Source organism: Lachnoclostridium sp. An131, from assembly GCF_002160825.1.
In the GTDB taxonomy this organism is placed as follows: Bacteria; Bacillota; Clostridia; order Lachnospirales; family Lachnospiraceae; genus Laedolimicola.
Window position 1 is genome coordinate 1 of record NZ_NFLI01000033.1, and the last position, 13,058, is coordinate 13,058.

A 13,058-nucleotide genomic window follows, 5' to 3' on the forward strand; every position below is an offset into this window, starting at 1 on the left:
ATTATACCAGAAAAGGGAGGTCAATGCTCTTTTTATTTGCAAACCTCCGAAAAATCAAGGTAAAGCGTAACTTTTACAATAAAAAAAGAAGGTAGTTTTGACACTACCAGATAAGAAGCAGGAGTGAAGAATATGGAGAAAATAACAGTAAAAGATGTGATAAAGAACGAATATGTAGATCAGCTGATTGCGCGGGGAAATGAGATGCTCGGAGTGCTTGGATACACGGAGCACTCAAAAATCCATGCCGGGCGGGTGTCCGCGGCAGCCGGAAAAATCTTAAAGCAGCTGGATTATCCGAAGCGGCAGATTGAGCTGGCCCGAATCGCAGGCTACATGCATGATGTAGGAAACGCGGTGAACCGCCATGATCATGCCCATTCCGGCGCAATCCTGGTCTTTCAGATTTTGAGAGACATGGGGATGGACCCGGCAGAGGTGGCGGCAGTGGTCAGCGCAGTCGGCAATCATGATGAAAATACAGGCACGGCCTTTGACCCGATTTCCGCGGCCCTGATTCTGGCAGACAAGACCGATGTGCGCCGGGACCGGGTCAGAAATAAGGACATGTCTACCTTTGATATCCATGACCGGGTGAACTATGCGGCGAAGAGTGCAGAGCTCACAGTCAATGCAGAGAAGCGGGTGATTCATCTGGATATCAGCCTGGATGATGAAATCTGTTCCATGCTGGATTATTTTGAGATATTCCTGGAGCGGATGCTGATGTGCAGGCGCGCGGCAGAGGTGCTGGGCGTGAGATTTAAGCTGACAGCAAATGGAAGCAAGGTGCTGTAGGCTGGTTTTGGGCGGTTTGGGCCGCCGGTTTTGCGGATACTGAAGCTCTAGGGCTTTTCTTTTGAAAAGAGGCTTGTTTGTATGGAACAGGGCGTGTTACACTGATACTTAATACAGCAGCGCGGCTGTGATAAAGGAGGAAATCAAGTATGCGTCATACATTTACGCTGGCCAACGGCGTGGACATTCCGGCTGTAGGCTTCGGAACCTACAAGGCGGCTGACAATCAGGATGAGGCTGTGATCAGCGAAGCCATCCGGCAGGGATACCGGCATCTCGATACGGCTGCCTTCTATTTTAATGAGGAAGCAGTAGGAAGAGCTGTGAGGAAAAGCGGGATCCCCAGAGAGGAGTTTTTTATTACCTCAAAGGTATGGCGGGACAAGCTCGGGTACGAATCGACGCTGAAGGAATTCGAGGAATCCCTGAAGAAGCTGGGTACGGAGTATCTGGATCTGTATCTGATTCACTGGCCCAGGCCCCGGGATTTAAATGCGGAGTGGAAGGAGCTGGATGCAGAGACCTGGAAGGCTCTGGAGGAGCTGTACCGTGCGGGAAGAGTACGGGCCATCGGCGTCAGCAATTTCCTTCCCCACCATCTGAACAGCCTGATGGAGCGGACGGGCATCGTCCCGCTGGTGAATCAGCTGGAGTTTCATCCGGGCTATATCCAGAAGGCGGCTGTGGATTTCTCCCAGCGGATGGGCATTCAGGTGGAGGCCTGGAGCCCCATCGGGCGGGCCCGCGTCTTAAGAGAGCCGCTTCTTATGGAGCTGGCGGATAAATACCAGGTATCTGAAGCGCAGATCTGTATCCGCTTTGCCCTGCAGTGCGGTGTGCTGCCACTGCCGAAGTCCTCTTCTCCGGAGCGGATGCGCCAGAATCTGGAGGTGTTTGATTTTTCCATTGAGGATGATGATATGCACCGCCTGATGACGCTGCCCCAGCTGGGCTGGTCCGGGGAGCATCCGGACCGGGAGACGGTTCCGGAGGAGATATGCCGGTAAGCCATGGACAGGGGCCGGCTTTACAGAGGCTTTACCGGGACTTAAAAGAAGGCTGGTAGAAAGGGAAGCGCCCCGGATGTTATAGTAAAGAAAAACACTGCGCATGCTGTGCGCTGGCTGGAAGCCCTGCATCATGCGCGGTGGAATCCAATATCCGGGGAGGTACTATGAAGAAAACTTACGTGCTGGATACCAATGTGCTGATTCAGGCGCCTTACGCGCTGCACTGCTTCGAGGAGCATACGGTGGTTTTGCCGCTGGTGGTTCTGGAAGAGCTGGATGGACTGAAAAAGGCGGAGGGCGAGCGCGGGGCGAATGCGCGCACTGCGATCCGTATGCTGGAGGAACTGCGCTTGAGCGGAGATCTGTTTGAGGGAACGAGGCTGCCGGAAGGCGGCCTTTTGCGCATTGAAAAGAACTTTGTGCATGTGGAGCTTCCGCCGGATCTGCCGGAGGATAAGGCGGATAACCGGATTCTGATGGTATGCCGGGGGCTGCAGGAGCAGAATCCGGAGGAACAGGTGGTTCTGGTGACGAAGGATCTTGTGCTTCGGATTAAGGCGGATATCCTCGGCGTCCAGGCGGAGGATTTCACGACGGAGCAGGTGAGTCCCGACGACGCTCTTTATACAGGCCGGGCGGAGGCCTATCTGCCGGAGGAGCTGGCAAAGGAGTTTAAGAAAAGCGGCGTCCCCCTGGACGCTGTCTATCTGACGGATGAAAATGGGGAAAGGAAAAGGCTGCTTCTTACAGAAAATGAGTTTCTGGTATTGAAGCTTGATCAGTCCTCAAAAAAGACGCTTCTGGGCCGTGTGGAAGGAGGGCGCGTCGTTCCGCTGGTCTATAAAAAGAGCAGGCCCTATGGCGTCTCTCCCCGCAATGTGGGCCAGTATTTCATGCAGGAGGCCCTGATGACAGGGGCTGATAAGGCGCCGCTTGTCATTATCAAGGGAATGGCGGGAACGGCCAAAACCTTTTATTCGCTGGCGGTCGGACTGGAAAAGCTGTATAACAATCCAAACGGCGAGTACCGCCGCATCGTCATCAGCCGTCCAAACGCTCAGTTTGACGAGGATATCGGGTTCCTGCCGGGAGACGAGCAGGAAAAAATCGCGCCTCTGATGCGCCCGGTTATTGACAATCTGGAACAGCTTCTGGATTCTGACGAGGGACGCCGCTATGAAAATGAAATGCAGCTGGGCGATAAGGTCAGCGAGATTTTTGAACGGGGCCTGATTCAGACGGAAGCGCTGAATTTTATCCGGGGCCGTTCGATTGTCAAGACCTACCTGATCATTGACGAGGCTCAGAACATGACGCCGAATCAGGTCAAGGGCATTATTACCCGGGCAGGACGCGGTACAAAAATCATTCTGCTTGGCGATCCCCATCAGATCGACCGTCCGTTTCTGAATGAGCGCACAAACGGCCTTTCCTATGCGGCCAACGCTATGAAGGGAAGTCCCCTCTGCTGGCAGATCAGCTTGTCGGCGCAGGAATGTGAACGGTCTGAGCTGGCGATGGACGCGGTAAAAAGACTGTAAAATCTTTCGAAATTGTTATGATAATTATACAAATATTAAAAGCATAAACAATTTATTAAATGTTAGCACTCATACTTGACGAGTGCTAACAAGAGTGGTATAACATAATCAGAACGAAGGAGGAACAAACGGAAAGGGATTTCCGGAGAGCTTCCGAAGCGTTCCTTATCAATTACAAGGTTGTCTAAGCGGTGGAAGGGCCGCAGAAAATAAGGAGGAATGAATTATGTTAATGCCGAGTATTTTTGGAGAAAGCTTACTGGATGATTTTATGAATGATTTTGCATTTCCGTATACAGGAAAGAGAAGCTATGGCAAAGAGGCAGCGAGCCTGATGCGCACGGACGTAAAGGACACGGCTTCCGCCTATGAGCTTGAGATTGAGCTCCCGGGTGTAAAGAAGGAGGATCTCAAGGCAGAGCTGAAGGATGGGTACCTGACGATTACGGCTTCGGTTGGAAATAAAAAGGAAGAGAAGCAGGAGGACGGAAAATATATTCGCAGAGAGCGTTATGCAGGAACCTGCAGCAGAAGCTTCTATGTAGGAGATGAGATGAAGCAGGAAGACATCAAAGCGAAGTTTGAGAATGGAGTCCTGAAAATCACAGTTCCGAAAAAGGAAGAAAAGCCCGTTGTAGAAAACAACAGCTATATTACAATAGAAGGCTGATGCCTTTTCAGATAGAGGACAGGGAAACAGGGATGCGGGCTGGGCCTGCATCCCTGTTTTCTGAGAAGCCCGGGGACTGAAGAAGGCCCGGGAGCAGCGCCTGGTTTGGGAGGTGATGATGCATGAAAAGAGATTACTATGAGGTGCTCGGTATCGGAAGGCAGGCGGATGAAAAGGAGATTAAGAAGGCATACCGAAAGCTGGCCAAAAAATATCATCCCGATATGAACCCGGGCGATAAGGCAGCAGAGCAGAAATTTAAGGAAGTGACAGAGGCCTACAACGTCTTAAGCGATCCGGAGAAGAAGAAGCTGTATGATCAGTTCGGATTTGCGGCCTTTGACGAGACAGGAGGAGCCCGAGCCTCCGGCGCGGGAAACAGCTCCGGCTTCCAGGGCGGCTTTGGCGGCTTTGGAAACGGCGGCTATGGCACGGGAAGCTACCGTTCCAGTGACGGTACCTATCATGAGTTTCATTTTGACGGCAGCGGCAATATGGATGATATGTTCGGGGATATCTTTGAAAATATATTCCATGGAGGAGCCCAGAGCCGAAGCGGCTTTAGCGGGAATGGCGCTGGCTTCCGAAGCGGCTTTGGCGGAAGCGGTTTCAGGCAGAGAAACGCGTCCCATAAGGGAGAGGATCTGCATGCGGATATTACAGTCAGCTTCGAGGAGGCAGCCTTTGGGTGCGAAAAGATGATTCACATTCAGGCGGCAGATGGAAGCGGCAGCGTGCAGTCCTTAAGCGTGCATATCCCGGCGGGAATCGACGACGGAAAGAGCGTCCGCCTGCGGGGCAAGGGACAGCCGGGAATTGGAGGCGGAGAGAACGGCGACCTGCTTCTGAAGGTGCATATTGCGTCAAAGGCAGGGTATGAGCGCAAAGGCATGGACGTCTATACGACGGCGGACATCCCGTTTACGACGGCTGTATTCGGCGGAGAGGTCAGCTTTCCGACCCTCTATGGCAATGTGATGTGCAAGGTTCCGGCCGGCACACAGTCGGGAAAGAAGATCCGCCTGCGCGGTAAGGGAATTGTCTCCATGAAGGACAGCAGGGTACACGGCGACCAGTATGTGACGATACAGATTCAGGTGCCGACACAGCTGACTCCGGAGGAGAGACAGAAGCTGAAGGAATACGAAGCGCTTACAGAGAAAAAGGGACGCGGAGGAAGAGCCGCTTGATATAGACAGCCTGGCTTTCAGGGACGGGAGAGCTCCTTGGCAGCCGGGATAAGCAGACAAGAGCGAAAGAATTCGTATTTGTCCTGCGAATAAACAGAAAATATTTTGTATACATGTGAAAAACAGATAAAATATAGGGAAAATCCAAATTAGATTGACAAATCAAAAAGCAGGTACCTATAATAAGAGCTGAATTTAAAAGGTTTCACCGGCGACAAAGAGGTTGTGTTTCAAAACACAGCCTCTTTTTGTTTGTCCAGTCTTTTGAATTTGGAAATGAACGGAAGAGGAGGAATCAGATTATGAAAAAATTATTGGTACTGCTGCTGTGTGTGTCTGTAAGCGCATCTATGCTGGCCGGGTGTTCCAGCTCCCAGGAAACGTCAGTGGCTTCGGAGGCTGCCGCGTCTGATACGGAGGCGTCAGAAGCTTCGGGAGAGGAAGAAGCCGCTGAAGTCTCAGAAGAGACAGCGGAAGCTGCGGAGACAGAGACATCCGGCGATACTGTGTACACGATTGCATGTGATCAGGCCTTTGCACCGTTTTCTATTCAGGCGGAGGATGGCAGCTATTATGGAATTGACGTAGAGCTTCTGGACGCCATTGCAGAGATCGAGGGCTTTTCCTATGAGCTTCAGCCCATGGATTTCTCCGGGATTATCCCGGCGCTGGTGTCTGGTACGATCGACGGAGCGATCGCAGGTATGAACATAACGGAGGAGAGAAAAGAGAGCGTAGATTTTTCAGATGGCTACTATGAATCTCCGTCTTCTCTTGTGGTCCGACTGGATGACGAGTCTATCACATCCTTTGAGGATCTGGAGGGCAAGGTGGCGGCCTGCAAGGAAGGCACGACCGGACAAATCTGGTGTGAGGATAATGCGGACGTCTATGGCTTTACGGTTACGACCTATCCCGATTCGGTCAGCATGATGATGGCGGTTTCCAATGAGCAGGCAGATTTCCTGATCGAGGATTATCCGGTCATCACTTATCAGATCGCGATCGGCGAACAGGATAATCTGAGGGTGGCCATTGATGCGATCGAGGAGGCGCCCCAGAACGGATTCGCAGTCAAGAAGGGAGAAAATGCAGAGCTTCTTGCGATGTTCAATGACGGGCTTGCGAAGATAAGAGAAAATGGAACCTATGATGAGATTATCAGCCAGTATGAATAAGATATTCTGATGCCGGAGAAGGGGGAATCGGCTGAGGCCGGTTCCCCTTCCCGGTTTTTCGGAAACCGTTTACGGAAGAAAAGGAGAAAGATTTATGAGCGAGTATTTCAGCATGTTTGCAGAATATCTCCCCCGGCTTCTGGATGGCTTGAGGCTTACGGTTGTCATAGCTGTCTTTGGCTTGCTGTTCGCTGTTCTTCTGGGCATTATCCTGTGTATTTTTTCCATCAGCGGGGTAAGGCTGCTGCAGAAGCTTGCGAATTTTTATATTATGCTGGTGCGGGGAATCCCATTGATGATCCTGGCTCTGTTCCTGTATTTTGGAGTGATTAAAAATTCTCTGGGCCTGACCATATCGGCGGTGCTGATTCTGGGAATCAACGCCTCTGCTTATATGGCGGAAATTTTCAGGGCCGGTATTCAGGCCATTGACTACGGACAGATGGAGGCAGCCCGCAGCCTTGGAATGAGCTATTTCCAGACCATGGGGAGAGTCATTCTGCCGCAGGCCGTCAAAATCATGATCCCGTCGCTGATGAACCAGTTTATCAGCAGCCTGAAGGACACGGCAATTTTGTCAGCCATCAGCGTCAATGAGCTGACCATGAGCGCGAGGACGATCATAGCCAGAAATTACAAGGCGTTTGAGGTATATTCCTATGCGGCTGTTATCTATATCATTGTCATTACAGCGCTGACGTTCCTGTCAAAGAAGGTGGAGCAGCGGCTGAGCTATGATAAGCGGTGAGGAGGTTACAGATATGTCTGCTGTGATAGAAATCAGGCATCTGCACAAGGTGTTCGGAGAACTGGAGGTATTGAAGGATATTTCCTTCTCTGTGGAGGAAGGTGAGGTAATCTGTGTCATAGGTCCCTCTGGTTCGGGAAAATCTACGCTCCTGCGCTGTTTGAACAGGCTGGAGCAGATACAGGACGGTGAGATTGTCGTGTTAGGAGAAAAGGTGCCCGAGGTAAAGCAGTTGAACCGGTTCCGGGAAAATATCGGCATGGTATTCCAGCATTTCAATCTTTTCCCAAATTATACGGTACTGCGCAATATGACGCTGGCTCCGACTCTTGTCAGGAAAGAGGATAAAAGGGAGGCAGAGGAGAAGGCAGAGCAGCTTCTGGCAAGAGTGGGGCTTTTGGATAAAAAGGATGTATATCCGGTGACGCTCTCAGGCGGCCAGAAGCAGCGTGTGGCAATCGCCCGGGCGCTTGCCATGAACCCAAGGATTATGCTCTTTGATGAGCCGACCAGCGCCCTCGATCCAGAGATGGTAGGCGAGGTGCTGGACGTTATGAAGGAGCTGGCCAGTGACGGAATGACGATGGTGGTAGTTACCCATGAGATGGGCTTTGCCAGGGATGTGGCGGATCGGATCATTTTCATGGACGACGGCTATGTGGTAGAGGAGGGAAAGCCGGAGGACATGTTCGCAAATCCGAAGACCGAGCGGTGCAGGAATTTTCTGGCCAGCGTATTGTAGAACATATGGTAGAGCGGTGCGGAAGCTTCCGGTCCGGGACAAAAACGGTACAGGATTTTTCCGCCGGCGCACGAAAGAGGAAGTGAAGAATATGTATCCCTGCGTCACGGTCGATCTGGAAAAGCTGGGGCACAATGTCCGGAGCCTGAAGAGGCTCTGCGGACAGTACGGGATTGAAATACTGGGGATCACAAAGGTATTCGGCGGGGAGCTCCCGATAGCCTCTGTGCTGGTAGAGAACGGACTCCATATGCTGGGAGATTCCCGGATAGAGAACATAAAAAAATACAGAGCGCTCCCCTGTGAGAAATGGCTGATCCGGATGCCTGGAGTCAGCGAAGCCAGGGAAACGGTCCGGTACTGTGATGTGTCGCTGAATTCAGAGCTTCAGACATTGAAGGCTCTGGACAGGGAAGCAAAAAGGCAGAAAAAAATACATAAGGCAGTTCTGATGGCAGACCTGGGAGATCTGAGGGAGGGCTGTATTGAGGAATCGGATCTGGCAGAGTGCGCGGAGTTTGCCCGGCAGGCGGAAGGGCTTGAGCTTTACGGATTGGGAACGAACCTGACCTGCTTTTCCTTTGTCCAGCCCGATCAGGAAAAGCTTTCAAGGCTTGTGCAGCTTGCGCGGAAATATGGAGCGGGTACGTACGTCAGCGGCGGGAACTCTGCGACTATACAGCTGATGCTGCAAGGCGGGATTCCGGAGGGAGTGAACAGCCTCCGCCTGGGGGAAGCGCTGCTCTTTGGACGTGAACGTTCCGGATACCAGTATCTTCCGGGCATGTACAACGATGCGTTCTGCGTGGAGGCAGAGGTGATAGAATGCAAGGAGAAGCCGAGCATGCCCTTTGGAACGATAGGACGGGACAGCTACGGGAAAAGACCGGAATTTACAGACCGGGGATGGCGGATGCGTGCCATCTGTGCCATGGGACGGCAGGATGTGGATCCGGAGACCATGTGGCCGGAGGATGAGGGAATCGAAATTGTCGGAGCCAGCAGCGATCATTTTGTGGTGGATATTACGGATGCGGCCCGCCGCTATGAGGTAGGAGACTGTATCCGGTTCCGTCTGGGATATTTTGCGGCTATGCGCGCTTTTACCAGCCGGTATGTGAAGAAAAAATATGTGGGAGGCATTCATGAAAGGTACTTGGCAGGACGATTTAATTACATTTACGCAGGATATCGTGAGAATTCCGGGCTGCAGCACGCAGGAAAAGGCAGTGGCGCAGCGTATCCGCCAGGAAATGGAGCGTCTGGGATATGATAAGATTCTTACGGACAGCTCAGGCTCCATCACGGGAGTGCTGGGAAACGGTCCTTATCATATTTTTTTCGATTCCCATATGGACACGGTGCAGGTGACAGATGAGAGCGCCTGGACGTATCCGCCCTTTGGAGCGGAAATTCACAATGGGAGACTTTACGGGCGCGGTGCCTCTGACATGAAGGGGGCCCTGGCAGCCAGCGTCTACGCGGGGGCGCTCATGAAGGAGAACGGAAGTCTGGAGGGAAAGACAGTCTACATCTGCTGTTCTGCCATAGAGGAGGATTATGACGGGGAAGGCACCTGGCGTGCTATCACGGAAAATAGGCTGAAGCCAGATGTGGCAGTGATCTGCGAGCCCACGCATTTGAAAATTTCTCTTGGACAAAGAGGACGCTCCGTCTTCCTGATCCATACAAAGGGAGTCTCCGCTCATGGAGCCGCCCCGGAAAAAGGAGTGAATGCGATCTATAAGATGGCGGAGATTATCGAAAGAGTCCGCGCTCTCAGTGACAGACTGATGAGCCGGGAAGGGTGGCATGGAAGTATTGCAGCCAGCAGAATTGAGAGTACTGCAGTATCTGTGAATGCGGTTCCGGACTCCTGTACCCTTTACCTTGACAGGCGTACAACGGTGGAGGAAAATGAAGAATATCTGGCAGGGGAAATGGATGAGCTGATAAAGGGAACCGATGCCTCCTGGGAGGTCTATGAAGTGGAGGGAACCAGCTATATGGGAGCGGCGGTCCGCCTTCATTCGCTGCTTCCAGCCTGGGAGCTTCCCGGAGAGCACCCGCTGGCGCTGGCGGCAGAAAAATGCTTCCGGGAGGTTCTGGGCAGGGAACCGGAAACCTGCAGATGGGATTTCTCTACAAACGGAGTGACCACGGCCGGGCGTCTGGGAATCCCGACCCTGGGCTTTGGCGCAGGGATCGAGAAGATGGCGCATCAGACGGATGAGTATTGTCCGGTGGAGGATTTGATAAAGGCTTGTGAGTTTTACAGCCGTCTGCCGCAGTATCTGTAAAGCTGCCCGGAGCTGGCACAGGGAAAGAGGAGGCTGTTATGAAAAAGCATGTGATAGTCACAATCAGCCTGCGTATGAAGGAGGCAGAGGATGATTGAATGTATTGCAAATCCGGATAAGGCCGGCGCAGGGACCGTATTGAACAATTTTACTCTGGAAAAGGCGGAGATGATCCGAAATTTTCACAGAAGCATTCCCATGTACCGTGAGACGCCCCTGGAGCGGCTGTCTGCGTTTGCGGAAAAATGCGGCGTGAAGGACATTTACGTCAAGAATGAAGCCAGGCGTTTTGGGCTGAATGCGTTTAAGGTGCTCGGCGGGAGCTATGCTGTCGGAAGCTATATTGCGGACAGGCTGGGGACAGGCATCGCGGAGCTGTCTTATGAGAAGCTCACTGCGCCCGAGATAAAAAGGCAGCTTGGAACGCTCACATTCATATCGGCTACAGACGGGAATCATGGGCGCGGCATAGCCTGGATGGCCCGCCGGCTGGGACACAGAGCTGTGATTTTGATGCCGAAGGGAAGTACGCAGGAGCGGCTGGAGAATATCCGGTCTGAGGGCGCGGATGCCTGGATCACAGACAGGAATTACGACGATACGGTGCGTCTTGCCAATCAGCTGGCAGAGGAAAAGGGCTATGTGATGGTGCAGGATACGGCCTGGGACGGTTATGAAAGGATTCCGCTGTGGATTATGCAGGGCTATATGACGATGGCTCTGGAGGCCTGGGAACAGCTTGGTGAGGTAAGGCCCACTCATATCTTTGTCCAGGCAGGCGTTGGCTCCATGGCAGGAGCAGTCACAGGCTTCTTTGTAAATCAGTATCCGGAAAATCCGCCGGTGATATCCGTGGTGGAGCCGGAGCAGGCGGCCTGTATCTACGAGAGCGCCCGTGCCGGCGATGGGAAGCCTCATGCAGTTAAGGGCAGCCTGTCTACGATTATGGCCGGGCTGGCCTGCGGAGAACCGAATACCGTAGGCTTTCAGATCCTTTGGGGCTGTGCAGACTGGTTTTTCTCCTGCCCGGACTACACGGCAGCTCAGGGGATGAGGATTCTTGGAAACCCGGCGGGACAGGATGTCCGTGTGACTGCTGGAGAAAGCGGAGCGGCGGCGTTTGGAGCAGTATCGGAGCTTTTAAGAAATCCCGATTACCGGGAAATGCGTGAGCGCCTCGGACTTGACGGGAACTCCGTGCTTCTCTTCTTTAACACAGAAGGAGATACGGATAAGGAGCGGTACAGGAGCATTGTGTGGGACGGAGCCTTTGGAAGGCCTGTGCCGGAGAAAAGAAGACAGACGGTATGATGACAGAGAAATCGGACAGGAGGACGGAACGCATGAAGCTGACGGAGGAATGGAACAAGAAGACGATAGAGCTGGCGCAGGCGCTGATCCGCAGCAGGAGCCTTTCCGGGAATGAAGGAGAGGCTGCCGCTGTGCTGAAGGATTATATGGAGAGAACAGGCATTTATGATGAGGTCATGACAGACAGGCTGGGAAATGTAATTGGGCATATCAAAGGGAGAAATCCCGGGAGCAGGCTGCTGTTTGATGGCCATATCGATACGGTGCCGGCAGGAAATCCGTCTGGCTGGACCCATGATCCGTTTGGCGGAGATATCGCAGATGGAAGGCTCTACGGCAGGGGCGCCTCCGATATGAAGGGAGCGGTGGCGGCTTTTACGACTGGGGCGGAGATGTTTGCCCGCCTCTGTGGAAAGGATTTTTCCGGTGATATCTATGTGGCGGGTGTCGTACAGGAGGAATGCTTTGAGGGGGTGGCTGCCCGCAGCGTCAGCGCCGCGGTAAAGCCTGATTACGTAGTGATAGGAGAGGCCTCAGAGATGAATCTGAAGATCGGACAGCGCGGCAGGGCCGAGATTGTAGTGGAGACCTTTGGTGTGCCGGCGCATTCTGCCAATCCTGAGAAGGGTGTAAACGCAGTCTATAAAATGTGCGGAGTGATAGAAGCGCTGCAAAAGCTCACCCCGCCGGAGCATCCGGTGCTGGGCCGGGGGATTCTGGAGCTGACGGACGTAAAATCCATGCCCTATCCTGGAGCCTCCGTGGTTCCAGAGTACTGCAGGGCTACCTATGACCGCCGGCTTCTCACAGGCGAGACGAGGGAGAGCGTTCTGAAACCGATCCTGGAGAAGATAGAAGAACTGCAGAGCCGGGATCCAAAGCTGAAGGTGAAGGTTTCCTATGCGTCTGGAAAGGACCTTTGCTATACCGGAAAGGAGATCAGCGCGGAACGCTTTTTCCCCGGCTGGCTCTTTGGAGGAAAGGAAGCCTATATTCAGAAAATAAAAGACGAGCTGGAAGCTATGGGATACCGCCCGCAGCTCGCCTGCTATAATTTCTGTACAAACGGAAGTCATTATGCGGGCGAAGCTGGCATACCGGTTATCGGGCTGGGCCCCTCCTGTGAGAGCCTGGCTCATGTGATCGATGAGTCTATAAGCCTGAAGGAATTGACGGAGGTATCAGAGTGCTACGCAGGCGTCTGCAGGGCGCTCCTGAGATAATTCTGAGATAAGGCGGCGGACGGCCTGCAGCTGTCGTGGAAGAGCTTTATGCCCGTTTTCATTACGTTTTAAGACAGCCTCGGAAGAAATCAGTTTGATATTTTGACGGGGCTGTCTTTGCGTGCGCCAGAACCCGTTGCCTTGTTTTCACAGTTTGTCTATAATAGATATATAAAGAATGGCTGTAGAATGAAAGGCAGTGCCAGGCAGTCTGTGAAAAAATAAACTGAATGAAAACAGGTAGTGTCAAATGAGTTATGAAAAAATGAAGTCTAAGAAATAGGCTCAGATTGAACCTTGAAAATTGCAGATATGATGTTTGATGGCAGCTTACGCCACCCTTGACA

The 13,058-nt window shown here is 52.6% G+C and carries 12 protein-coding genes; all 12 read left to right on the forward strand.

The annotated features are described in order from the left end of the window. Window positions 1–132: 132 nt before the first annotated feature. The 12 genes from B5E77_RS16510 (at window position 133) to B5E77_RS16565 (ending at window position 12,711) form a co-directional block, all read left to right on the forward strand. Window positions 133–798: an HD domain-containing protein gene (locus tag B5E77_RS16510; protein WP_087166458.1), complete on the forward strand. Its 666-nt coding sequence runs from the start codon at window positions 133–135 to the stop codon at window positions 796–798. A 149-nt stretch (window positions 799–947) separates the two neighbouring features. Continuing rightward, on the forward strand, window positions 948–1,805 hold the full coding sequence (locus tag B5E77_RS16515) for an aldo/keto reductase (RefSeq protein WP_087166459.1): 858 nt from the start codon (window positions 948–950) through the stop codon (window positions 1,803–1,805). Between the two features lie 167 nt (window positions 1,806–1,972). Continuing rightward, window positions 1,973–3,349 (forward strand): PhoH family protein, encoded by a 1,377-nt coding sequence (locus B5E77_RS16520; RefSeq protein ID WP_087166460.1) that lies wholly within the window; start codon window positions 1,973–1,975, stop codon window positions 3,347–3,349. A gap of 226 nt (window positions 3,350–3,575) precedes the next feature. Next, complete coding sequence (locus tag B5E77_RS16525) at window positions 3,576–4,019, forward strand: Hsp20/alpha crystallin family protein (protein ID WP_087166461.1); 444 nt, start codon at window positions 3,576–3,578, stop codon at window positions 4,017–4,019. A gap of 122 nt (window positions 4,020–4,141) precedes the next feature. Further along, window positions 4,142–5,209, forward strand: coding sequence for a DnaJ C-terminal domain-containing protein (locus tag B5E77_RS16530; protein WP_087166462.1), 1,068 nt, complete (start codon window positions 4,142–4,144; stop codon window positions 5,207–5,209). A 302-nt stretch (window positions 5,210–5,511) separates the two neighbouring features. Continuing rightward, window positions 5,512–6,387, forward strand: coding sequence for a transporter substrate-binding domain-containing protein (locus B5E77_RS16535; protein WP_087166463.1), 876 nt, complete (start codon window positions 5,512–5,514; stop codon window positions 6,385–6,387). 94 nt (window positions 6,388–6,481) lie between these two features. Next, the gene (locus B5E77_RS16540; protein WP_087166464.1) at window positions 6,482–7,135 is read left to right on the forward strand and encodes an amino acid ABC transporter permease; all 654 of its coding nucleotides are present in this window, start codon (window positions 6,482–6,484) and stop codon (window positions 7,133–7,135) included. Window positions 7,136–7,148: 13 nt separating this feature from the next. Beyond that, a complete protein-coding gene (locus B5E77_RS16545; protein WP_087166465.1) occupies window positions 7,149–7,877 on the forward strand; it encodes an amino acid ABC transporter ATP-binding protein in 729 nt (242 codons plus the stop codon). Window positions 7,878–7,968: 91 nt separating this feature from the next. Further along, window positions 7,969–9,150, forward strand: a complete 1,182-nt coding sequence (locus B5E77_RS16550; protein WP_143468662.1) for an alanine/ornithine racemase family PLP-dependent enzyme — start codon at window positions 7,969–7,971, stop codon at window positions 9,148–9,150. After that, window positions 9,071–10,177 (forward strand): YgeY family selenium metabolism-linked hydrolase, encoded by a 1,107-nt coding sequence (locus B5E77_RS17375; RefSeq protein ID WP_242963803.1) that lies wholly within the window; start codon window positions 9,071–9,073, stop codon window positions 10,175–10,177. The genes B5E77_RS16550 and B5E77_RS17375 overlap by 80 nt, the downstream gene beginning before the upstream one ends. Window positions 10,178–10,267: 90 nt before the next feature. After that, on the forward strand, window positions 10,268–11,488 hold the full coding sequence (dpaL, locus tag B5E77_RS16560) for a diaminopropionate ammonia-lyase (protein ID WP_087166467.1): 1,221 nt from the start codon (window positions 10,268–10,270) through the stop codon (window positions 11,486–11,488). Next, window positions 11,485–12,711 carry a YgeY family selenium metabolism-linked hydrolase gene (locus B5E77_RS16565; protein ID WP_242963802.1) on the forward strand — a complete coding sequence of 409 codons (1,227 nt, stop codon included), beginning with the start codon at window positions 11,485–11,487 and terminating at the stop codon, window positions 12,709–12,711. The genes dpaL and B5E77_RS16565 overlap by 4 nt, the downstream gene beginning before the upstream one ends. The last annotated feature ends 347 nt before the right edge of the window (window positions 12,712–13,058 follow it).

What these genes read in the sequence shown, in the direction of transcription:
- B5E77_RS16510 (WP_087166458.1), top strand. Translation starts at nt 133, where the DNA reads ATGGAGAAAATAACAGTAAAAGATGTGATAAAGAACGAATATGTAGAT.
- B5E77_RS16515 (WP_087166459.1), top strand. Translation starts at nt 948, where the DNA reads ATGCGTCATACATTTACGCTGGCCAACGGCGTGGACATTCCGGCTGTA.
- B5E77_RS16520 (WP_087166460.1), top strand. Translation starts at nt 1,973, where the DNA reads ATGAAGAAAACTTACGTGCTGGATACCAATGTGCTGATTCAGGCGCCT.
- B5E77_RS16525 (WP_087166461.1), top strand. Translation starts at nt 3,576, where the DNA reads ATGTTAATGCCGAGTATTTTTGGAGAAAGCTTACTGGATGATTTTATG.
- B5E77_RS16530 (WP_087166462.1), top strand. Translation starts at nt 4,142, where the DNA reads ATGAAAAGAGATTACTATGAGGTGCTCGGTATCGGAAGGCAGGCGGAT.
- B5E77_RS16535 (WP_087166463.1), top strand. Translation starts at nt 5,512, where the DNA reads ATGAAAAAATTATTGGTACTGCTGCTGTGTGTGTCTGTAAGCGCATCT.
- B5E77_RS16540 (WP_087166464.1), top strand. Translation starts at nt 6,482, where the DNA reads ATGAGCGAGTATTTCAGCATGTTTGCAGAATATCTCCCCCGGCTTCTG.
- B5E77_RS16545 (WP_087166465.1), top strand. Translation starts at nt 7,149, where the DNA reads ATGTCTGCTGTGATAGAAATCAGGCATCTGCACAAGGTGTTCGGAGAA.
- B5E77_RS16550 (WP_143468662.1), top strand. Translation starts at nt 7,969, where the DNA reads ATGTATCCCTGCGTCACGGTCGATCTGGAAAAGCTGGGGCACAATGTC.
- dpaL (WP_087166467.1), top strand. Translation starts at nt 10,268, where the DNA reads ATGATTGAATGTATTGCAAATCCGGATAAGGCCGGCGCAGGGACCGTA.
- B5E77_RS16565 (WP_242963802.1), top strand. Translation starts at nt 11,485, where the DNA reads ATGATGACAGAGAAATCGGACAGGAGGACGGAACGCATGAAGCTGACG.